Origin of the sequence: Micromonospora sp. WMMC264 (genome assembly GCF_027497275.1) — a bacterium.
Taxonomy (GTDB): Bacteria; Actinomycetota; Actinomycetes; order Mycobacteriales; family Micromonosporaceae; genus Micromonospora; species Micromonospora chalcea.
The window spans coordinates 5,597,245-5,614,975 of the sequence record NZ_CP114907.1 but is presented as its reverse complement, the minus strand read 5'-3'; the positions used below and the strand labels follow the sequence as shown (position 1 = coordinate 5,614,975).

General features: G+C 74.3%; 21 protein-coding genes. 5 read left to right on the top strand and 16 right to left on the bottom strand.

Features of this window, described 5'->3' with window-relative positions; all coding sequences use genetic code 11:
* From O7542_RS24820 to O7542_RS24765, 12 genes are read right to left on the bottom strand one after another with little or no spacing between them, the layout of a single operon-like run.
* Entirely contained in the window at positions 1 to 1,011 is a 1,011-nt protein-coding gene (locus O7542_RS24820; protein WP_064448357.1) for a LysM domain-containing protein, read from the bottom strand.
* Between the two features lie 15 nt (positions 1,012 to 1,026).
* Positions 1,027 to 1,458 carry a hypothetical protein gene (locus tag O7542_RS24815; protein WP_043327511.1) on the bottom strand — a complete coding sequence of 144 codons (432 nt, stop codon included), beginning with the start codon at positions 1,456 to 1,458 and terminating at the stop codon, positions 1,027 to 1,029.
* The gene (locus tag O7542_RS24810) at positions 1,455 to 1,928 is read right to left on the bottom strand and encodes a TadE/TadG family type IV pilus assembly protein (RefSeq protein WP_043327510.1); all 474 of its coding nucleotides are present in this window, start codon (positions 1,926 to 1,928) and stop codon (positions 1,455 to 1,457) included. Before O7542_RS24810 ends, O7542_RS24815 begins: the two co-directional genes overlap by 4 nt.
* Positions 1,925 to 2,407, bottom strand: coding sequence for a TadE/TadG family type IV pilus assembly protein (locus tag O7542_RS24805; RefSeq protein ID WP_069088178.1), 483 nt, complete (start codon positions 2,405 to 2,407; stop codon positions 1,925 to 1,927). The genes O7542_RS24810 and O7542_RS24805 overlap by 4 nt, the downstream gene beginning before the upstream one ends.
* The gene (locus tag O7542_RS24800; RefSeq protein ID WP_013283462.1) at positions 2,407 to 2,616 is read right to left on the bottom strand and encodes a hypothetical protein; all 210 of its coding nucleotides are present in this window, start codon (positions 2,614 to 2,616) and stop codon (positions 2,407 to 2,409) included. The genes O7542_RS24805 and O7542_RS24800 overlap by 1 nt, the downstream gene beginning before the upstream one ends.
* A gap of 23 nt (positions 2,617 to 2,639) precedes the next feature.
* On the bottom strand, positions 2,640 to 3,500 hold the full coding sequence (locus O7542_RS24795) for a type II secretion system F family protein (protein ID WP_043330747.1): 861 nt from the start codon (positions 3,498 to 3,500) through the stop codon (positions 2,640 to 2,642).
* Positions 3,501 to 3,555: 55 nt separating this feature from the next.
* The gene (locus O7542_RS24790) at positions 3,556 to 4,455 is read right to left on the bottom strand and encodes a type II secretion system F family protein (RefSeq protein ID WP_043327509.1); all 900 of its coding nucleotides are present in this window, start codon (positions 4,453 to 4,455) and stop codon (positions 3,556 to 3,558) included.
* Positions 4,452 to 5,990: a CpaF/VirB11 family protein gene (locus O7542_RS24785; protein WP_274477136.1), complete on the bottom strand. Its 1,539-nt coding sequence runs from the start codon at positions 5,988 to 5,990 to the stop codon at positions 4,452 to 4,454. The genes O7542_RS24790 and O7542_RS24785 overlap by 4 nt, the downstream gene beginning before the upstream one ends.
* Positions 5,980 to 6,813, bottom strand: a complete 834-nt coding sequence (locus tag O7542_RS24780) for a hypothetical protein (RefSeq protein ID WP_043327507.1) — start codon at positions 6,811 to 6,813, stop codon at positions 5,980 to 5,982. The genes O7542_RS24785 and O7542_RS24780 overlap by 11 nt, the downstream gene beginning before the upstream one ends.
* Complete coding sequence (locus O7542_RS24775) at positions 6,813 to 7,478, bottom strand: SAF domain-containing protein (protein ID WP_281605276.1); 666 nt, start codon at positions 7,476 to 7,478, stop codon at positions 6,813 to 6,815. The genes O7542_RS24780 and O7542_RS24775 overlap by 1 nt, the downstream gene beginning before the upstream one ends.
* The gene (locus O7542_RS24770) at positions 7,475 to 8,428 is read right to left on the bottom strand and encodes a hypothetical protein (RefSeq protein ID WP_043327505.1); all 954 of its coding nucleotides are present in this window, start codon (positions 8,426 to 8,428) and stop codon (positions 7,475 to 7,477) included. The genes O7542_RS24775 and O7542_RS24770 overlap by 4 nt, the downstream gene beginning before the upstream one ends.
* Positions 8,422 to 8,988: a hypothetical protein gene (locus O7542_RS24765; protein ID WP_043327504.1), complete on the bottom strand. Its 567-nt coding sequence runs from the start codon at positions 8,986 to 8,988 to the stop codon at positions 8,422 to 8,424. The genes O7542_RS24770 and O7542_RS24765 overlap by 7 nt, the downstream gene beginning before the upstream one ends.
* A 558-nt stretch (positions 8,989 to 9,546) precedes the next feature.
* Between O7542_RS24765 and O7542_RS24760 the strand changes: the two genes are divergently transcribed.
* Positions 9,547 to 10,323 carry a prepilin peptidase gene (locus tag O7542_RS24760; RefSeq protein ID WP_281605275.1) on the top strand — a complete coding sequence of 259 codons (777 nt, stop codon included), beginning with the start codon at positions 9,547 to 9,549 and terminating at the stop codon, positions 10,321 to 10,323.
* Between the two features lie 108 nt (positions 10,324 to 10,431).
* Entirely contained in the window at positions 10,432 to 12,807 is a 2,376-nt protein-coding gene (locus O7542_RS24755) for a glycosyl hydrolase family 65 protein (protein ID WP_281605274.1), read from the top strand.
* Here the strand turns inward: O7542_RS24755 and O7542_RS24750 are convergent.
* Positions 12,780 to 13,262, bottom strand: coding sequence for a hypothetical protein (locus tag O7542_RS24750; protein ID WP_281605273.1), 483 nt, complete (start codon positions 13,260 to 13,262; stop codon positions 12,780 to 12,782). The genes O7542_RS24755 and O7542_RS24750 overlap by 28 nt on opposite strands.
* A 115-nt stretch (positions 13,263 to 13,377) precedes the next feature.
* Here O7542_RS24750 and O7542_RS24745 point away from each other — a divergent pair, with 115 nt between their 5' ends.
* Positions 13,378 to 14,151, top strand: coding sequence for an SAM-dependent methyltransferase (locus O7542_RS24745; protein WP_064448364.1), 774 nt, complete (start codon positions 13,378 to 13,380; stop codon positions 14,149 to 14,151).
* A gap of 8 nt (positions 14,152 to 14,159) precedes the next feature.
* Here O7542_RS24745 and O7542_RS24740 read toward each other — a convergent pair whose 3' ends face one another.
* Both O7542_RS24740 and O7542_RS24735 read right to left on the bottom strand, forming a co-directional pair.
* Positions 14,160 to 14,483, bottom strand: coding sequence for a hypothetical protein (locus tag O7542_RS24740; RefSeq protein WP_231915634.1), 324 nt, complete (start codon positions 14,481 to 14,483; stop codon positions 14,160 to 14,162).
* Positions 14,480 to 15,361 (bottom strand): RNA polymerase sigma-70 factor, encoded by an 882-nt coding sequence (locus O7542_RS24735; RefSeq protein ID WP_281605272.1) that lies wholly within the window; start codon positions 15,359 to 15,361, stop codon positions 14,480 to 14,482. Before O7542_RS24735 ends, O7542_RS24740 begins: the two co-directional genes overlap by 4 nt.
* Positions 15,362 to 15,526: 165 nt before the next feature.
* Here O7542_RS24735 and O7542_RS24730 point away from each other — a divergent pair, with 165 nt between their 5' ends.
* Entirely contained in the window at positions 15,527 to 16,012 is a 486-nt protein-coding gene (locus tag O7542_RS24730; protein WP_043327495.1) for a carboxymuconolactone decarboxylase family protein, read from the top strand.
* A gap of 9 nt (positions 16,013 to 16,021) precedes the next feature.
* Here the strand turns inward: O7542_RS24730 and O7542_RS24725 are convergent, their stop codons facing one another.
* Positions 16,022 to 17,113, bottom strand: a complete 1,092-nt coding sequence (locus O7542_RS24725; protein WP_274477142.1) for an epoxide hydrolase family protein — start codon at positions 17,111 to 17,113, stop codon at positions 16,022 to 16,024.
* A gap of 92 nt (positions 17,114 to 17,205) precedes the next feature.
* Here O7542_RS24725 and O7542_RS24720 point away from each other — a divergent pair, with 92 nt between their 5' ends.
* Complete coding sequence (locus tag O7542_RS24720; protein ID WP_281605271.1) at positions 17,206 to 17,667, top strand: MarR family transcriptional regulator; 462 nt, start codon at positions 17,206 to 17,208, stop codon at positions 17,665 to 17,667.
* Positions 17,668 to 17,731 lie beyond the last annotated feature (64 nt).

Genomic DNA, 17,731 nt, shown 5'->3' with positions numbered 1-17,731 from the left:
TCAGTCCCGCCGGTGCCGCCCGCTGGAACCCGCGCGGGCGGGCACCGGCCGCTTGCGCAACCCCAGCAGCGCGCCGATCTGCGCGCCCACGATGCTCGCGACCGCCAGCACCGCCGAGATGGCGAGCGGACGGTTGATGCCCTCCTCAGCGGTGGGCCGGGACGCGCCCGCCGACATGGCCGGCGGCTGACCGACCGGCGCCTCCACTGTGGGCGTCGCATCCCGCGGGGTGGGCTTCGGCTTCGCCTGCGGCGCGCTCGACGACGCGCCGCCGCCACCCGGCTTGACCGGTGCGGTCTGGGCCGGCTTGGTGACCACCAGCCGTCCGGTGGCGTGCCGCCGGGCGCCGGAGTCCGTCGCGCCGTCCGGCAGCGTGATGAGCTGGCCGGGGCGGATCCGGTCCGGGTCGGCGAGCCGGTTCAGCCGGGCCAGCTCCTTGTACCTGTCGAAGTCGTCCAGGTAGCGGTCGGCCACCTCGCCCAGGTAGTCGCCCTTCGCCACCCGGTACACGGCCGGGTCGTCCGCCTTCGACGCGACCGGGGCCGGCGGCGCGACCCGGCTCGGCGCGGTGACGGCAGAAGCGGCGACCGCCGGCTGCGGGGCGGTCAGCGCGGCGGCGCTCGCCGCGGCCGGGCTCGCGGCCAGGATCAGCGCGACCGAACCGACGAGCGCGGCTGCGGCCTTCTGCTGGCGGTGCATGCCGGGCAGCTTCGGCGCCGGCCGGCGTACCGCAGCCGCGAGCAACTCCACCACGACGGAGAACGCGAACGTGGCCCAGCCGAACCAGCCCACCACCGCCAGCGCGCGCAGGAACAGTTGACCGTCGTCGCGGCTGGTCAACGTCGTACCGATCTCGGCGAACGTGGGCAGGTGATCCGGCAGCGGGTTGCCGGCGAACGCCAGCAGCGCGACCGGCCCGCCGGCCAGCACGCCGACGAGCACGACGAGGGCGCCGAGGCCGGTGAGAACCTGGCCGGCGCGGCGGACGGGGGAGCGTCGGGGTGCGCCCATGGCGGCCTTCCCTTCCTACGGTGGGCCGGTGAGCGCCCGAGCGGTGGCCTCACCGGTGACGGTGGCGGATTTCTGCACGCCGAACAGACTCAGCAGGTCCCGGCTGTAGGTGATCTGCACGCTCACCCGGATCTGGGTCTCGGCGCCGACCACGGGGAAGTCGACCTCGTGGTCCTGGACGCCGCCCGCCGCGTCGAGGTAGGCGGCGACCGCGGCGCGGGCGGCGACCTGGTCGATCTGCTTCGGGCCGCCCTCGATGGCCCGCGCGCGGTCGATCATCTGGCCGCCGGCGCGGGCCGCCTCGGCGGCCAGGTTGTCCGCGCGTTGGAGCGTGCGCAGCTGGCCGGCGCCGTCGTAGGCGAGGCTGATGATCGCCAGTACGCCGGTCATCGCCACGGCCAGGAAGAGACTCACCCGGCCGTTCTCCGCCGCGCGCCGCCCGGTCATCCGCGACTCCGGTAGGTGTCCAGCGGCGAGGTGAACCTCGCCGAGACGGTCTTGCCGCCGGGCACGCCGGGCAGGCCGGGCGCGCTCAGGTCGTCGAAGGAGACGGTGCAGGTCACAGTGACCGTCACGGTCGCCGGCACGCCTGCGGCGCTTGCGTACGCGGCGGCGAAGCTCGTCGTCGTACCGGCCACCGAGCCCGCGAGGTCGAGCTGGGGCGGGCCGGAGCAGTTCAGCCCCGCCCAGCCGAGCTGGTTCCGGGCCGCCTCCTCGGCGGCCTCCGCGCCGTCGTCGGCGTTGCGGGCCAGCGAGGCGGCCCGCGCGGCGTCGTGCGCGGCCGACTCCACCGCCTCGTCCGCGATCGCGGTCCGCCCGGCGACCCCGGCCAGCACCATCAGCCCGATGAAGGCGGGCGCGAGCACCGCCACCTCGATCGAGACGGAACCCCGGTCCCGCCGCGGCCCGGCGCTCATCCGGTGGTCCAGCGTTCGGCCGGGCCGTGCGCGGTCTGCGTGACCGCGAACGAGACACCCGGGATGACCGACAGGGAGCGCCCCTGCACCGTGCAGGTGACGGCGGTGGCGGTCTCGACGCACGTCGGGCCGGTCTGCTCCCAGCCGACCAGCCAGTCCCCGGACTGCTGCAGGAAGCTGATCGCCCGCTCCCGGCCGGCGTCCGGCCCGGCGTCGATCGTGCGCTGGGCGTTCACACCGGTCTGCGCGGCGTTGAGCGCCGTGGACCGGGCCACGAACCAGACGGCGACCTGGATCGAGCCGAACAGCATCACCAGGATCACCGGCATCACCACGGCCAGCTCGACCGGATTGGCGCCCCGCTCGCCCTCGGCCAGACGGGCGCGCAGAGCAGCGGCGATCCGCCCCGGACCGGGCGGACCGGCGGGCCGGCCGGCGGGCGCCGGCCGGCTCCGGACCGTACGGGCGGGGCGGGGCATCACGGGGCCTGCGGCGCCGTGTTGTTCGGGATGGCGTTCATCCAGTTGTTCGCCTTGGCCAGGGCCAGCCCGGTGACCGCCATGGCCACCGCGACCAGGCCGAAGATGATCACCGCGGTCGGCACCGGGCTGTCGCCGCGCTCGGAGTCCCGGCGCAGCTCGGCGAGGCGGGTGCTCACCGCCACGTACAGGTAGGCGTAGAGGTGCATGGTCGTCTCCTTCTCGATGGGGTTTACAGACGGGCGAGGAACGGATAGACGGCGAAGCCGAGCAGGACGAACACCAGCAGCGAGCCGGGGATGTCCAACTTGCTGGTGACCCCCTCGGCCCGGGCCAGGTTGTCGGTACGGATCTGGTCGCGCAGCGAGTCGGCACGGGACCGCAACGTCTCGTGCACCTGGGCGCCCTCGCTGCCGGAGGAGCGCATGATCGCGCCCACGTCGCCCAGCTCCGGGATGCCGATCCGGTCGGCCAGCTCCTGCAACTCGTCCCAGGGCGAGTGCATCTGGAGCTGGGCGAGCCGCAGCGCCTCCCGGATCCGGTCGAAGACCCAGCCGTCGCAGACCGCCGCCGCGCGTTCCAGCGACTGCACCGGGCCGTGCGCGGCGGACAGCTGCAGCGCCACCAGGTCGAGGTAGGTGCAGACCGCCTGCCGGAACTCGTCCCGGGCGGCGTCGGCCTTGGCGAGGACCGAGCGGTGCGCGAGCAGTCCGGCGCCGAGCGCCAGACCCAGGCTGGCCACCACCGGCACGGCCAGCGGCAGCGCCACCCCGCCGACGAAGAGCACCGCCGAGGCGACCGCCGGGGTGGCGAACCCGACGAGCGCGGAGAGCAGCACCGACAGCGCGTACTGTTCGGGGGTGCGGTCGAGCAGGGCGAGTTGCCGGTGCGGCGGGCGCAGCCAGCGGGCGAACCCGCCGAGCCAGTCCGGTCCGGCGCCGGCGGCCGGGGCCTGGCCGGGCGGCTGGTGCAGCCGGCGCAGCGCCGGGCCGAGCGCCGGGGTGGCCGGCAGCGCCTCGCGTACCACCAGGAACAGCCCGAGCCCGACCGCGCACCCGCCGAGGACCGCGATCGCCATCTGCCAGTTGAGGATCACCGTGGCCGCCTTTCGTTCGCGACTGCGGGGCTCGCAAGCTCACTCCTCGCGCTCACGCGATCGCCTCCTCCGGATCGGGCGCCGGGAGGAAGCGCGCGGGCCGGGGCGGCTGGCTCATCGAGCGCACCCAGACCAGCAGGCCGACGAACGCCGCGCCGAGCACCGCCATCACGAGCTGACCGGTGAGCGTCCCGTAGGGACGGATGTAGTCGCTGTTCACCAGCCCGTACGCCAGGGTCGCCAGCGTCATGCCGGTGAGGAAGCGGACCGCGAACCGGGGCTGGGTGCGTTTGGCCTCGACCTCGCGCCGCGTCGCCACCTCGGCCGAGGCGGCGGTGGCGATCGAGCCGAGCACGTCGCCGAGGCGCTCACCCCGGTCGGTGAGGTGCAGGATCAGCGCGGCCACCACCTGGTCGGCGACCGGGTCGGCGATCTCGTCGGCGAAGGCGAGCAGCGCGGAGCGGGCCAGCCAGCCGGCCTGGAGGCGGGCGGCGAGCGTGCGTACCTCCTCCTGGATCTCCTCCGGCGCGGTGGCGATGGTGCCGATGATCGCCTGCTGGAGCCCCTGGCCGGTGGCCGAGATGTCCTTGAGCCGGCGGGTCCACTCGCCTACGGCTTCGACCCGGGCGATGGCCCGCTGCTCGGCCCGGCCCACCGCGAACAGCCACGGCACGCCCGGCACCGCGAGCGCCACCAGCAGGCCGACCACCGGCAGCCCGGTGAGCAGGAACGCCGCCGCCCCGGCGACCACCGCGGCGCCGAGCAGGAGCTGGTAGCGGCGCTGGTCGGCGCGGCTCGCGCCGGAACCGGTCCAGAGCCGGCTCAGGCCGGGCCCGGCGCCCGGGGCCGGGCCCGGTGGGCGGCGGGTGCCGACGAGCGCGACCACCGCCAGCACCAGCCCGGCCACGCAGGCCGCGCCGGAGACCAGGGCGATCAGTTCGATCTGCGTCACGCCGGGCCTCCGTTCGGCCGTGCCCCGAGGCGGGTGTGCCGGGGCCGCCGCCACGCGCCCACGCCGGCCTCGACGAACCGGGTGAGCAGCCGGGCGTCGTAGCCGACGCGCAGCAACTGCTCGCGGATGCGTTCGGGCAGGTGGCGGGGGACCGCGCGGCCGTCCGGCCCGGGGCCGAAGACGGTCGTGGTGGTGATCCGGTTGCCTTCGCCGACGCCGATGACCTCCTCGACGTGCGAGACGAAGCGGTGCTTGCGCCCGCCGATCGCGGTCTCGTCCTCGACCGTCACGTAGACGATCAGGTCGAGCGCGTTGCCGGCCATCCGGCGGGCCTGGTCGACTGTCATCTCCCGGCCGTGCGACAGCGCCAGCTCGATGATGCGTTCGCTCACCCCCGAGGGGGTACGCGCGTGGATGGTGCACATCGACCCGCGGCTGGTGGTCATCGCCTGGAGCATCGGCACGATCTCCCGGGACCGCACCTCGCCGACGATGATCCGCAGCACGCCCATCCGCAGCGACACCGGGATCAGGTCGGCGATGCTGACCTCACCCGCCGGCCGTCCGTCCGCGCCGCGCTCGCCGTGCCCCTCCCGGGACTCGAAGCTCATCACCGCACGGTGCTTGTGCCCACGCCGGGCCGGCAGCAGTTCCCGGCTCTCCTCCAGCAGCACGTACGGCTCGTCGGACGGGATCTCGTCCATCAGCGCCCGGATGACAGTGGTCTTCCCGGCCCCGGCGAGCCCGGCGACCATGATGTTCAGCCCGGCCCGCATGGACGCGCGCAGGAAGTCGCGCAGCAGCGGGTCGATCATCTCGTCCAGGTCGGGCCGGCCGCCCGCGATGTCCTCCAGGCTCACCGCGAGCGTGTTGTGCTTGCGGATCACCGCGTACGGGCGGTGGCTGACCAGGAACACGGCGGCCAGGCGGCTGCCGTCGGGCAGTTGCAGGTCGAGCGTGGGCTTCGAGGTGGACAGCGACCGTTCGGTGGCACCCGCCCGGCGGGCCGCCGCCTGGAGGATCTCCACCAGCTCGTCGTCGGTCTCGGCGATCGGCTCGGCCCAGTCGACGCCGCCGCCGTGCCGGGTGATGCGTACCTGGTCGCAGCCGAGGATGTGCACCTCCTCGATGCTGTCGTCGACGAGCAGCGTCTGGAGCCGGCCCAGCCCGACGAGTTCGGCTGTCACCTGGTCGAGCAGCAGCCGTTCCTCGTCCGCCGCCATCGGCGTGCCGGACCGGCGTACCGAGTCGGCGTACGCGGAGACCACGGTGACCGCCAGCCGGGCGCGCTCGACCTCCTCGGCGTCGGCGTCGAACTCGCGGCCGCGCTGCCAGTGGGTGAGCCGTTCGCTCAGTTCCCGGCGCAGCTCGCGGACCACGGCGAAGTCGATCCGGGGGCGCGGCGGTGGCGGGGGCGCGGCGGGGAGCGGGCCGGGCACGTGGTGCCGCCCGTTCGGCGGCGCCAGCGGCGGAACCGTGGAGACGACGCCGGGCTGCTGCCCGCGCGGGTCGTGGGAGACCGGCTCAAACCGCACCGGACACCCCCGGCACGCTCGGGGCGGTCACCGCGCGCGGTGTGGTCGCGCCCGGCCAGGCGAGCCGGGCCCGCCGCCGGTCCAGCAGCGCCCGGACCGGCACCTCCAGGGCGCCGGCCGCGCGCATCAGCGGCCGGTTCGCGCGTACGGTGCCGCCGTGTGCGAGCACCTCGGCGGTACGCGGGTCGTGCGGCAGGCGGGCGATCACCGGCAGCCGCAGCGCCTTGCTGATCTCGCTGGTGCCGTGCCCGTCCCCGACCACGAGCAGCCGCAGCGTGCCCGGCGGTACGCGGTGCTCGGTGAGGTCCCGTTCGATCGCCCGGGCGGTGGCCCGGGTGGCGGAGAGGTCGGGAAGGGTCGCCCGGGTGACCAGCAGCACCACGGTGGCGGCCCGGAGCAGCGGCCACGGTGGACCGCCGACGGCGAGCCGGCCACAGTCGACGAGCACGTCGTACGGCGGTTCGCCGCGCTCCAGCCCGGTGAAGTAGTCGGCGAAGCGCTGCCACAGCGGGATCACGCTGCCGGCCTGGGCCGGGTCCACCACGCCGGGCAGCAGCAGCCGCTCACGCCGGGGCGCGTCCAGGTCGACCAGCTGGGACCAGAACGTGTGCTCCAGGCTGCCGTCGCGCAGCTCGCCCACCGCCAGCTCACCGATGCCGCGCGGGCCGTCCAGGGCCCCGCCGAGGTAGCCGGCGAGGATCGAGCCGCCCGCCGGGTCGCACTCGGCCAGCACGAGCCGCCGGTGCCAGCTCAGCGCGGCGGCGAGCGCCGCGGTGGTGACGCCCGGCGATCCCTTCGCCGAGACCAGGGCGATGATCGCCATCAGGCCGCCTCGGTGAGCACGAGCGCGATCCGGTCGGCGGCGGCGAGCGCCACGACCGCCAGCACGTCCCGCACGGTCAGCGCCAGGTAGACCACCACGTCGCCGTTCTGCGGCGTGGCGGTGTCGATCACGGTGCCCTCGAACCGGGTTCCGCCGGCACGGGACGCGTCGGAGCCGTTCGTGGCGTTGCTCGGGGTGCTGACCAGCAGCACCTTGTCGCCGGGGTTCAGCTTGCGGGCCGGCACCTGCTCGGGTTCCAGCCCGAGAGCGATCTGCTGCTGGCCGGCGCCGAGCAGCGGGGCCTCGGTGAGCTGCGCCTCGGTGAGCAGCGTGCCCGGGGTGAGCCGGACGGCCGCCCGCAGTCCCAGCACCTCGTCCATCCGGTCGGCCGGCACCGGCTGGAGTTCCCGCCCGCCGGAGACGCGCACCGGCACCAGGTCGTCGGCTGTGAGTTGCCGGCCCACGTCGACCGGCCGGGCCACGGCCAGGTACGTGCCGGTGGAGCGCACCGAGGTGACCGCGAACGCCGCGCCGAGCCCGCCGAGGGCGATCAGCAGGATCGCCAGGCCGAGCAGGCCGGGCCGGACACGTCGCTGCCGGACCACCTTCGGCGGCGCGACCGGCGCCTCCATCGGGGTTCCGTTGCGGGCTGCCACCACACTCATCGGGTCACCACCTGAAGCTCGTTGATCTGTACCGGGATGACGCCGCTGGACCGGCTCTGGGCGATCACGCCGCTCTCCCCGCCGCCGGACCACTCGACGGTCCAGAACGTGGTGGCGCTGACCTGGTAGGTGTCGGCCTTCGGATAGCCGGCGTCGAGACCGCAGTCGGGCGAGGTCAAGCCGGCCCGCGGCCCGTCGGCCCGGTACGGTGTGCCCGGTCCGTGGCAGGTGACGTCGATGTCGTCGGACATGTGCCAGACGATCCGGTCCACCTTCGCCGTGATCCTCACGGTCAGCCCGCGGTCGGAGGCGGAGGCGCTCAGCGGCCCGAAGTACGCCTCGCCCGGGCTGGCCCACATCCAGACCGGCAGCCCGACCAGGCCGGGTCCCTGACTGCGCCGGGGCGCGACCGAGGCCCGGGGCGGGAGCAGCGAGATCGAGGCCAGCGCGCGCCGGGCCAGCTCCTCCGGGTCCGGCGGGGCGCCGTAGCCGGGCGGCGGGGCGTCCAGGAGCTCCTGGCGCATGCTGCCCGGGCTGGTGTCGCCGCCGTTGCAGGTGAGCTGGTACCACTGCTTGCCGGGAGGTGCCTCGTCCTGCGGCTCGGCGAGCTTGTAGTAGCAGCCGTCGGCGTTGTTGAACCAGCCGAGCGTCTCGTTGTAGCAGGGGATGACGCGGCCGTTCCACTGGCACTTCGGCGCGCCGCCGCCGTTGCCGCCGCCGCCGTTGTCCCCGCCGCCCGGCCCGCCCGGGCCGCCCGGGGTGCCGGGGTCGTCGTCCCACACGTCGCAGTCGGTCTGTTCCGGCGGGCACGAGCCACCGGGGTCGGCGGCACGCGCGGGCGCGCCGGTGAGCGTCAGCAGCGCGGCGAGGCCGGCGGCGAGCAGCACCCGGCGGAGCGTCCCGGCCCGGGGCGGGCGGGCCGGGACACCCCTTCCTCCCCAGGTCAGCACGGCTGGTCCTGATGTGCGGCGCCGCCGTTGATCAGCCACCGGCCGTCCGGGAAGCGGGCCGCTGTGGCGGTGGCGAGGTAGCGCCCGCCGCGGGTGCCCGGCACGGCCTTGCGGTCCTTGGCGTAGACGAGCCGGTAGCCGCTCGCGTCCAGGCAGTCCTGGATCTCGACGGTGGGTGGGCGGGCGGTCAGGTCGACTGAGACCACTGTGGGGTCGGAGACCAGTTTCCCGGTACGCATCGCGCCGTGCTCCTTCGCGTCGAGAATTGCCATTCGCACCCGGGTCAGCAGCGGATCAGCCAGAAAACGGGCCAGAGCGGGATGGGACGGATCGCTTCGGGCGCTCGCCGCCCGGGACGCGTCGAGATAGCCGGAATACGCGGCAAGCGCCGCCTTTTCGGCTTCCTTCTCCGCCTCGGCGGAATGGGTGGCGGGGGCGGCGGCGCGGCCGGTGAGCGGTCGGTTGGCCGCCTCCGGCTCGGTGCCGCAGCCGGCCGCGCCGACCGCCAGCGCGAGGCTGAGCAGGTAGATTTCCCATCGGCGGGATTGCCGTGTGCGCAACGCCGATCCCTCCTCGGTGCCGGCCCGGGGCGATCACGCCGACCCGCTCCGGGCATGCGGAAGCGCACCCGGAACTGTCGCTCCGGGCCCCCGTCGCCGCCACTCGTATTGACCTGTACTGATAGCTGCGGGTTCTGTGCCCTGACTCCTCCGACGCCAATTGATCGGGGGTTGCGTCGTACCCAAGGGGCGAGCATAAGCTCACGTCCGCCGATGCAACAGAGGCAATTCACGTGAACACGGTGAGTGAAGATGGGAGGTGGTGGCCGGTGTGTGTCGTCACGATGACGAGCGGGCTTCCGGTGGGCTCCGGGCCGGCGGGCGTGTGCTCACCCGTACCCGCCGTGGCGGTGGCGACGAGCCGCCGGTATGGGTGGGGAGCGTGCCGCTCGTCCGATCCGTCCCGCCGGTTCGATAGGGCTCACACCGCGGTCGGTCCCGGCCGGTCGCGCGTCGCGCCGCACGCCGCTGCGGGCTCCCCCGTCACATCAGCGCGAACGAGAAATCACTCTGCGTGCTCCACCATGGAACGTGCGGCGACCGGACGGGGGAGCCGGCGTGACCACTGAACGGGTACGGCGTACCGGACCGGTGGCCGAGGCCAGCCGTCCGGTCGTCCGGCTGCTGGCCGCCCTCGCGGTCGTACCGCTGCTCCGGCTGGCGGTGGCGCGTTACGCCGTACCCCCGGATTGTCCGGACCGGACGGCGTGCGACGGCTGCGCCGCCCCGATCGGGCTGGACCGGCCACTGCCGGCGCTCGGCCCCGCGGCCCGGTGCCCGGCCTGCCGGGCCCGGGTCGGCGCGGCCCCGGCCGTGGCCGAGGTGGTGCTGCTCGTGGCGGTCGCCGTGCCGGTGCTTGCCGGCGGCGTGCCCGCCGCGCGCCTGGCGCTCGCCTGGTGGCTGCTCTGGGCGGTGCCGATGACGATCGTGGACGCGATGGTGCACCGGCTGCCCGACCGGCTCACCTGGCCGGCCGCGGCCGGCGCGTGGGCGCTGCTCGGGGTGGCCGCGCTGACCGGCACGGGCGCGGACCCGTGGATCCGCGCCACAGCCGCCGCTCTGGCGCTCGGCGGCGGCTTCGCCGCGACCACGCTGCTGCTCGGGCGGCGCGGTTTCGGCCTCGGCGACGCCAAGCTGGCGCTCGGCGCGGGCGCGCTGCTCGGCTGGTACGGCTGGCCGGTGCTGGTGGCCGGGCTGGTGCTCGCGCTCCTCCTCGCCGGGGCGACCGGAGTGGCGCTGCTCGCCGCCCGGCGGGTCCGCTGGTCCGGGCACCTGCCGTTCGGGCCGTTCCTGGTGCTCGGCACCGCCGCCACGCTGGTGCTCGTCACCGTGTGATCGGCCACCCGCAGGTGCGGGCGGGGTCGCCACGGGTATCGGGGTCCCAGCCGCCTCCCAGCCGGGTCTGGTTCGGTGGCGGTCCAGGCTTCGGACTCGGGAGGGCACGTGTCGCACGGCGACGACGGTTGGCGGATCCGGCGTACCAGCGCGGACCTGGACCGGCTGGGCGAGACCGAGTCGGTCTTCGCGCTCGCCAACGGCTGGGTGGGCTGGCGCGGGACGCTCGACGAGGGCGAGCCGTGCGGCATGCCGGGCAGCTACCTCAACGGGTTCCACGAGCAGCACGAGCTGAGCTACCCGGAGAGCGGGTACGCGTTCCCGGAGCGCAGCGACACCGTGATCAGCGCGCCGAACGCCGCCCTGATCCGGCTCTGGGTGGGCGACGAGCCGCTGGACCTGGGCACCGGCACGATCCGGCGGCACCACCAGGAGCTGGACCTGCGCGCCGGGGTGGTCCGGCGGGAGACCGAATGGGTCTCGCCGGGTGGCCGGGGTGTCCGGATCCGCAGCACCCGCCTGGTCTCGCTGACCCGCCGTCCGGTCGCCGCCGTCGACTGGGCTGTCGAACCGCTGGACGAGCCGGTACGGCTGCGGATCGGCGCCGACCTGCTCGCCAACCAGCGTGTGCCGGAACGTGCCGACGACCCCCGGGCCGCCTCGGTGATCCACGACCCGCTCACCGGCGAGATCCGCCGCGACGACGGCCTGGACGGGGTGCTCGTGCACCGGACCGGGCGCAGCGGCCAGCGGGTCGCCGTCGCCGTCGCGCACCGGGTCGAGGCACCCGACGAGATCGCCACCGGCACCGAGCTGACCGCCGACCGGTTCCGGCTGGCGCTGTCCGGTCCGGTACGCCCCGGCGAGCGGATCCGGGTCACCCGGTTCGCCGCGTACGAGTGGGCGGAGGTCGACGGCACCCCGCCCGGTGAGCTGGCCGACCTGGTCGTCGCGGCGGCGGACGCGGCCCGGGCCGACGGGTTCGACGCCCTGCTCGCCGAGCAGCGCGCCGCGCTGGATGCCGCGTGGGCCACCGCCGACGTCGAGCTGGACGGTGACCCGGAGCTGCAGCTCGCGGTGCGGTTCTCGGTGTTCCACCTGCTCCAGTCGGGGCGCGCCGACGGGGCCCGGACCATCCCGGCGAAGGGGCTGACCGGCAACGGCTACGACGGGCACGTGCTCTGGGACACCGAGGGCTACGTGCTGCCGGTGCTGACGTACCTGGCGCCGGAGCTGGCCCGCTCGGCGCTGCGCTGGCGGCACGCCCACCTGCCCGAGGCCCGCGAGCGTGCGGCCGAGCTGCGTCTGACCGGCGCCACCTATCCGTGGCGGACGCTCAGCGGCCGGGAGTGCTCCGGCTACTGGCCGGCCGGCAGCGCGGGCCTGCACGTCAACGCGGACATCGCGGACGCGATCCTGCGGTACGTCGCGGCCACCGGCGACACCGCGTTCCTCGCCGAGTGCGGCGCCGAGGTGCTGATCGAGACCGCCCGGCTGTGGCACGGCTACGGCCATTTCGACGACGCCGGCGCGTTCCACCTGACCGGCGTCACCGGCCCGGACGAGTATTCCGCGCTGGTCGACGACAACGTCTTCACGAACCTGATGGCCCGGCGCAACCTGCGCGGCGCCGCCGACGCCGCCGAGGACTGGCCCGAGGTGGCCGCCCGGCTGGGTGTCGACGCCGCCGAGGTGGCCGGCTGGCGGGCCGCCGCCGACGCGATGTTCGTCCCGTACGACGGCAAGCGCGGCGTGCACGAGCAGTCGGCCGGGTTCACCGCGCAGCCGGAGTGGGACTTCGCCGGCACCGGCGAGGACGACTATCCGCTGCTGCTGCACTTCCCCTACCAGGAGCTGTACCGCAAGCAGGTGGTCAAGCAGGCCGACCTGGTGCTGGCCATGCTGCGCTGCCCGGGGGAGTTCACCGCCGAGGAGAAGACACGCAACGTCGCCTACTACGAGGCGCGGACCGTCCGGGACTCGTCGCTGTCGGCGTCCGCGCAGGCGATCCTCGCCGCCGAGGTCGGGCACCTCGACCTGGCGTACGACCTGTTCGCCGAGACGGCGTTGCAGGACCTCGCCGACCTGGGCGACAAGACCGCCGACGGGCTGCACCTGGCGTCCCTGGCCGGCGCCTGGCTGGTGGTGGCGCAGGGCTTCGGCGGGCTGCGCGACGACCGGGGCGTGCTCGCGTTCGAGCCGCGGCTACCGGGGCGGATCACCCGGCTGGTGTTCCACCTGCGCCGGCACGGGTACCGGCTGCGGGTCACGCTCACGCCGCGGGAGGCCCGCTACGAGCTGCCGGACGCCGGTCCGGGCGACGCGGTCGAGCTGTGGCACCACGGCGAACAGCTCCGCGTCACCGGCGACGGGCCGGTCACCCGGCCGATGCCGCCGGTGCCCGACCCCGGCCCGGAGCCGCAGGCTCCGCCCGGCCGCCGTCCGGAACGGCGCGCTCAGGAGGCGGCGGGCGGCGACGACTGAGCCGGCAGGCCGGACATCCGGGCGACGACCTCCTCCAGCGCCTCGAACGCGTACGCCCAGTTGTGGCACTTGAAGCTGCGCAACCCGGTGATCGGGGTGCGGCAGTCGGCACAGTGGACGCCCAGGATCGCGTCCGGGACCTCGGTGTTCACGTACTTGCGTTCGCCGAGGATCACCCGGGCGATCATCGTGCGGTCGTGCACGCCGTGCAGCGCGGACGCGACGATGTCGTACCAGGTCGGCCGCCGCCCGCACTTCGGGCAGTCCGGCTCGTCGCCGCTGACCCACAGCGGAGCGCCGATGCTGCGCGCCGGCATGTTCAGCAGCTTCTCCAGCCGGCGTACGTCCGCCTCCGGGGTGGTCCAGCGGTGCCGCCCGGGCAGCGACGCGGGCGAGTCGTAGACGGCGCGGAACACCGCCGGCTCGACCTCCACTGTCTCCCGTCCACCTGTCATCGGTACCTCCTCGCGACGGCGTGTCCCACCGTCGTACCAGGTGGACGGCGGGATCGGCCGGATCGTCGACACGACGGGTCAGCGGTGTGTCGCGCAGAGTGCTAGACATCGAGGCGTGACGGAGGCTGAGAACCGACCCAATGTCGCCCGGATGTACGACTACTACCTGGGCGGCTGCCACAACTTCGCCGCCGACCGGGCCGCCGCCGAGGAGGTCCTGAGGATCTTCCCGGACACCGGCGTCGCCGCGCAGAGCAACCGCGCGTTCCTGCGCCGGGTCGTGCGCTGGGCCGCCGAGCAGGGCATTCGCCAGTTCCTCGACATCGGCGCCGGCCTGCCCACGCAGGGCAACGTGCACGAGGTGGTGCGCGCGATCCGCCCCGACGCCCGGGTGGTCTACGTCGACCACGACGAGGTGGCGGTCGCGTACGCCCGGCGGTTGCTGCCCACCGACGGCCGCACCGTGGTGCTCCGGGGTGACCTGCGGCGGCCCGGCGAGTTGCTGGCCGACCCGACGCTGCGGGCCACCATCGACCTGAGCGAGCCGGTGGCGGTGCTGCTGTTGGCGGTGCTGCACTTCGTGCCGGACGCCGACGACCCGTACGCGGCGGTGGCGACGCTGCGCGACGCCACAGTGCCGGGCAGCGTGCTCGCGCTGTCCCACCTCACGCTGGACGGCCTGCCGACGCTGCCCACCGAGCAGGGCACCGCGATCTACCGCCGCAGCAGCTCCCCGCTGGTGCCCCGCACCCGCGACGAGGTGGCCCGCTTCCTCGACGGGTACGAGCTCGTCGATCCGGGCCTGGTCAAGGTGGCGGACTGGCGGCCCGACGGCGAGCCGCAGGCCGCGGTGTCGCACGGCTACGGCGGGGTGGGCGTGCGCCGCTGAGGCGGGAGTCAGTCCAGGCCGCCGTGCGCGGCCCAGAGCGCGGCGGCGCGGTCGGCCGCCGCCGCCACGAGCGCGGCCAGTTCGGGCCGGTCGGGCACCCGGAACGACACGTACGCGCCGCGGCCGCCGGCGGTGGGCCGGCCGTACGCCTTCGCGGCGAGCCGCCCGTCCGGCAGCAGCCGCACGTTGAGCGTGGTCAGGGTGAACTCCTCGCCGCGCCGGGTGTCGGTCCAGCGCAGCTCCTCCGGCACCGTCACGTTGATGGCGAGGGCGCTGACGTCGGGTGAGGCGGCGCTGCTCATCCGGCGATCGTCCCACGACCACGCGCTCACCGGCGCAGTGTGGTTTCCCGGGTCATGCGGGACAGCTTCTCCGGGTTGCGCACCGCGTAGAGGCCGCTGATCCGGCCGTCGTCGAGGCGTACCGCGACGACGGTGTCCAGCTCGCCGTCGAGGCGTACCAACAGTGCCGGGTAGCCGTTCACCTGCGCCGGTTCCATCGACGCCACGGCGGCGATCCGGGACCAGCCGCCGGCCAGCAGCCGGGCCACCTTGTCGCCGCCGGTGACCGGGCGGGCAAGCGCCTGCTTGATCCCGCCGCCGTCGCCGACCAGGACCGCGTCCGGGGCCAGGACGCGGAGCAGCCCGTCCAGGTCGCCGGTCTCGACCGCCCACCGGAACGCGTCGAGGGCGTCGCGGGCCTCGGCAGCCGGGACGGTACGCCGGGGGCGGCGCGCCGCGACGTGGGCGCGCGCCCGGTGCGCGATCTGCCGCACGGCGACGGGCGTCCGCTCGACCGTCTCGGCGATCTCGTCGTAGCCGACGTCGAACACCTCACGCAGCACGAACACGGCCCGCTCGGTCGGCGTCAGCGTCTCCAGCACCAGCAGCATCGCCATCGACACGCTCTCGGCCAACGCCACGTCGTCCGCCACGTCGGGCGCGGTGAGCAGCGGCTCGGGCAGCCACGACCCGACGTACGACTCCTTGCGCCGCCCGAGCGTGCGCAGCCGGGTCAGCGCCTGGCGGGTGGTGATGCGCACCAGGTAGGCGCGCCGGTCCCGCACCTCGCCGAGGTCGACGCCGGCCCAGCGCAGCCAGGTCTCCTGCACCACGTCCTCCGCGTCGGCGGCCGAGCCGAGCATCTCGTACGCGACGGTGAAGAGCAGGTTCCGGTGTGCGAGGAAGTCCTCGGTGGCCTGGTCCGCCATGACTGGCTCCTCCCTGTCCGGCTGCGCTCCCCACCAGACGCCGCCCGCCGCCGCCGTGTGACATCGGGTCGCTGTGGTGGTCCTCACCCGCCGGCGCCGTCACGCCGGAGCGGTCTCCGGCATCTCGTGTTCGTCCGACACCACCGAAGCAGAGAGGGCCAACCCATGCAGACCCGATTCAACCTGTTCGAGAACCCGGTCTCGGCGGCGTTCATGAAGCGTTTCGCCGGCGCGGGCCTGGCGATCCACCAGTCGACGTTGCCGCGCACCGTCCAGGAGCTGGTGTCGCTGCGGGCCAGCCAGATCAACGGCTGCGGCTGGTGCATCGACATGCACACCAAGGAGGCGGTGGCCGGGGGTGAGAGCGCGGTGCGGCTGAACCTGGTCGCCGCCTGGCGCGAGTCGACAGTCTTCACCGAGGCCGAGCGCGCGGCGCTGGCGTTCGCCGAGGAGGGCACCCGGTTGGCCGACGCGCATCAGGGCGTGTCCGACGAGACGTGGGCGCGGGTACGCGAGCACTACGACGACGACCAGATCGCCGCGCTGGTGTGCCTGCTCGGGCTGATCAACGCGGCGAACCGGTTCGCGGTGCTCGTGCACCAGCGCGGCGGCTCGTACGAGCCGGGGATGTTCGCGGCGGCGATGAGCTGAGCGTCGCCGTCACCGTAGGTTCCAGAAGAACGACCGGACGTCGTCGACGAACAGGTCCGGCACCTCGAGCGCGGCGAAGTGACCGCCCCGGTCGAACTCGCTCCAGTGCCGGATCGTGTACGTCAGCTCGGCGATCGGGCGTACGGACCGGGTGATGTCGTGCGCGAACACGGCGACTCCGAGCGGGGGCGGGCAGGGCGCGGGCGGGCCACCGAACGCGCTCTCCCGCACCAGCCGCGCGGACGAGGCGGCGGTGCCGGTGAACCAGTAGACCGAGACGTCGGTGAGGATGCGGTCGACGCTGACGGCCGATCCCGGGTCGGTCCACTCGGTGAACTTCTCCGCGATCCACGCGAGCTGCCCGACGGGTGAGTCGTTGAGCGCGTACGACACGGTCTGCGGGCGGCTGGCGTAGAGCACCTGGTGCGGGTGCCGCTGCGTCTTGAGTCGCATGATCCGGGCGAGCCGGTCCCGGTCCTCGCCGGACAGTCCGGCCTCGCCGGTCCAGCCGGGTGGCGGGGGCGTGGGCAGGTAGTTGAGGTGCACGCCGACGACGTGTTCCGGGTCGATGCCGCCGAGCCGGGTGGAGATCACCGAGCCCCAGTCGCCGCCCTGGGCGCCGTACCGCCGGTAGCCGAGCCGGCGCATCAGCTCGGCCCAGGCGCGGGCGACGCGGTCGACGTCCCAGCCGCGTTCCCGGGTCGGGCCGGAGAAGCCGAAACCGGGGATCGACGGTACGACCAGGTGGAACTGTTCGGACAGCGGGCCGATCACGTCGAGGAACTCCACGACCGAGCCGGGCCAGCCGTGCGTGAGGATCAGCGGCAGCGCGTCCGGGTCGGCGGCCCGTACGTGCAGGAAATGGATGTTCTGCCCGTCGATGGTGGTGGTGAACTGCGGATACCGGTTCAGCTCGGCCTCGGCCCGCCGCCAGTCGTACGCGGTGCGCCAGCGCTCGGCCAGCTCGCGTACGCGGGCCAGCGGGATGCCGTAGTCCCACCCGGCGCCTGGTAGCTCGTCGGGCCAGCGGGTGCGGGCCAGGCGGTCGGCCAGGTCGTCGAGGTCGGCCTGGGGGATGTGGATACGGAACGGCTCGATCACGGTAGCTCCGATCGTTGGTGTCACTAACGTTTGTGCGGCGAACGATAGCGCAGATCGTTGGGGACGCCAACGTTTTTGGATAGGCTGGGCATGTGGAGAACCCGGAGCCGGACGTCGTACCCACCCGCCTGGCCGGCTTGCCGAGCTGGCTGATCACCCAGACCGCCGTACGCGCCGGCCGGCTGGTGAGCGACGGGCTGGCGGCGGTCGACGCGCGTGGCTACCACTTCCGGCTGCTCGCCACGCTCGACGAGTTCGGCCCGGCCAGCCAGGCGGCGCTCGGCAGGCGTAGCGGCATCCACGTCAGCGACGTGGTGGCGGCCCTCAACGAGCTCGCCGAGCGGGAGTTCGTGGTCCGCGCCCCGGACCCGTCCGACCGGCGGCGCAACGTCGTCACCATCACCGCGGCGGGGCGGCGGCAGTTGCGGCGGCTGGAGAAGCGACTCGCCGAGGTGCAGGACGACCTGCTCGCGCCGCTGACGCCGGACGAGCGCGTGGACCTGACCCGGCTCCTTGCACGGGTGCTGGCCCACCACACCCGTCCGTCCGTCTGATCGTCCGGCTTTCGCGCCCGGTCGCCCCACTCCTACCTCTATCACTATCGATAGTGATACGGTT

Excerpts from the sequence above, each read along its gene's own strand:
- O7542_RS24820 (WP_064448357.1), bottom strand. The coding sequence starts at position 1,011 with ATGGGCGCACCCCGACGCTCCCCCGTCCGCCGCGCCGGCCAGGTTCTC.
- O7542_RS24815 (WP_043327511.1), bottom strand. The coding sequence starts at position 1,458 with ATGACCGGGCGGCGCGCGGCGGAGAACGGCCGGGTGAGTCTCTTCCTG.
- O7542_RS24810 (WP_043327510.1), bottom strand. The coding sequence starts at position 1,928 with ATGAGCGCCGGGCCGCGGCGGGACCGGGGTTCCGTCTCGATCGAGGTG.
- O7542_RS24805 (WP_069088178.1), bottom strand. The coding sequence starts at position 2,407 with ATGCCCCGCCCCGCCCGTACGGTCCGGAGCCGGCCGGCGCCCGCCGGC.
- O7542_RS24800 (WP_013283462.1), bottom strand. The coding sequence starts at position 2,616 with ATGCACCTCTACGCCTACCTGTACGTGGCGGTGAGCACCCGCCTCGCC.
- O7542_RS24780 (WP_043327507.1), bottom strand. The coding sequence starts at position 6,813 with ATGGCGATCATCGCCCTGGTCTCGGCGAAGGGATCGCCGGGCGTCACC.
- O7542_RS24775 (WP_281605276.1), bottom strand. The coding sequence starts at position 7,478 with ATGAGTGTGGTGGCAGCCCGCAACGGAACCCCGATGGAGGCGCCGGTC.
- O7542_RS24750 (WP_281605273.1), bottom strand. The coding sequence starts at position 13,262 with ATGACAGGTGGACGGGAGACAGTGGAGGTCGAGCCGGCGGTGTTCCGC.
- O7542_RS24735 (WP_281605272.1), bottom strand. The coding sequence starts at position 15,361 with ATGGCGGACCAGGCCACCGAGGACTTCCTCGCACACCGGAACCTGCTC.
- O7542_RS24730 (WP_043327495.1), top strand. The coding sequence starts at position 15,527 with ATGCAGACCCGATTCAACCTGTTCGAGAACCCGGTCTCGGCGGCGTTC.